This is a genomic window from Homoserinimonas sp. OAct 916, from assembly GCF_003260275.1.
Lineage (GTDB): Bacteria > Actinomycetota > Actinomycetes > Actinomycetales > Microbacteriaceae > OACT-916.
In genome coordinates, this window is the sequence record NZ_QJHB01000087.1 from 1 (window position 1) to 307 (window position 307).

General features: G+C 54.7%; 1 protein-coding gene. It reads right to left on the bottom strand.

What is annotated here, in order from left to right:
* Positions 1-307 (bottom strand): pectinesterase family protein (locus DL891_RS16815; RefSeq protein WP_198668982.1); only part of this gene is annotated, 307 nt, incomplete at both ends.

A 307-nucleotide genomic window follows, 5' to 3' on the forward strand; every position in this document is an offset into this window, starting at 1 on the left:
TGGCGCTTGGAGTGGGTGTAGAGGCTGTCTTGGTAGCCTTGGATGGAGCATTTGTACACCACCGAGCGGTCCGAGCCGACCCTCAGCGCCACGGCCTGGTGCTTGTCTGGGCCGGCGCTGTTCTTGAACGTTATGTCTCTCGCGATGAAACCGTCTCCCATAGCGCCAACGGTGGCGGAGTTATAGGTGGTAGAGCCATCCTCGGAGTTTCTATTCCCCACAATGACGGTTTTGTCCTTCCCATCTCCAACCAACATCACATTCTTCTGCTTTGTCGGAATCTTTATATACTCATTGTGCGTCCCCT